Annotated in this window: 2 protein-coding genes; one reads left to right on the top strand and one right to left on the bottom strand. The window is 65.4% G+C overall.

What is annotated here, in order from left to right; all coding sequences use genetic code 11:
• A partial coding sequence (locus B2W70_RS03030; protein WP_286742717.1) for a hypothetical protein occupies positions 1–194 on the bottom strand: 194 nt, incomplete at its 3' end.
• Between the two features lie 43 nt (positions 195–237).
• Here B2W70_RS03030 and B2W70_RS03025 point away from each other — a divergent pair.
• Positions 238–795 (top strand): DUF3108 domain-containing protein (locus B2W70_RS03025; RefSeq protein ID WP_286742716.1); only part of this gene is annotated, 558 nt, incomplete at its 3' end.

The following is a 795-nucleotide window of genomic DNA, read 5'->3' as shown; positions in this document are numbered from 1 at the left end:
CGCAAAAAAACAGCGCCGCCGCCCGAGGCCGCGTCCGCGGCTTCCCAAGCCGACGTGGCAGGACTCGACCCTGCGTCGGCGACGCCCTCCTCGGCCCTTACAGTGGAACCAACCAGCGCGGCACAAGTTGCCAGCTCGCCGGAAGCCACGGCCGCAGCACCCGGCTCACCCGCATCCTCGGTGGCATCGGCCACGGGGCAGACACCGGAGCGCTTTGTCTGGCCCCTGGCCACGCGCGTGAGCTACATCATGGAAGGCTTTTACCGAGGCCCCGTCTACGGTCAGTCCAGCGTCGAGTGGATCCGAAAGGATCAGCGCTACCAGGTTCACATCGATGCCAGCGTGGGCCCGAGCTTTGCACCACTGGGCTCGTGGCGGTTGAGCAGCGAAGGCGAGATCAGGCCGCAAGGCCTTCACCCCCAACGCTATGAAAACGTCAACCGCTTGCTGGTGCGAAGCGCCCGCTCCAAGGTGATCGAGCTGGGCGACGAGCAGGTCAAGCTGCCAGATGGCAAGCTGCAAGCGCGCACAGAGGGCCTGCAAGACCCCGCCAGCTTCATGATCCAGGTGGCCTACCAGTTCATCCTCGACCCGAGCAAGGCCAGGCCGGGCAGCAGCTTCGAGATGACGGTGCTGACCCTGCGCAAACCCGAGCCGCTGGTGTTTGACGTGATCGAAGAAGTGATGCTCGACACCCCGATGGGCCGCATCCCGACGCTGCACGTTCGGCCGCGCAAGGCCATCGTCGACGATGGCGCATTGCCTGCTAACGTCTGGTTCGCGCCTGGCTTGCAT

It is taken from the genome of Aquabacterium sp. UBA2148 (assembly GCF_002328915.1).
GTDB lineage: Bacteria > Pseudomonadota > Gammaproteobacteria > Burkholderiales > Burkholderiaceae_C > Aquabacterium > Aquabacterium parvum.
This window is presented reverse-complemented; position numbering and strand designations above follow the sequence as displayed.